Consider the following 326-nt stretch of genomic DNA (forward strand, 5'->3'; position numbering starts at 1 on the left):
GGACTATATTCGTTTGCGGGTAGAGATGGGGCAGGTTGATCTTACTCGTATCGATGTGCGTAGCGATTACCAGCGCCAAATCGTGGCGTTACAGAATCAGCTATGGGGGATTACCCTGGCAGCAACGGAAACAGACCCCAGACCGGTGACAACCGGCTCATTCTTGCAATCCCTGAATGCGATGATCGATGCCCAGGGCAAACGGAACGCACTGCTGCAATTGCATGTGCCGGAGAGCATTTTACTGCTGTTGTTCGTGGTCTTTATCGCCAGCGGCAGCATTATGGGGTATTCAGCCGGTTTGAGTGGCAAGCGCATGGTGGTGC

At 53.7% G+C, this 326-nt stretch carries 1 pseudogene; it reads left to right on the forward strand.

Going from position 1 to position 326, the window contains the following annotated elements:
• Nucleotides 1–326: pseudogene (locus tag Q4563_RS18075) on the forward strand (hypothetical protein); the annotation flags it as partial.

Source organism: Gilvimarinus sp. 1_MG-2023, assembly GCF_030548285.1.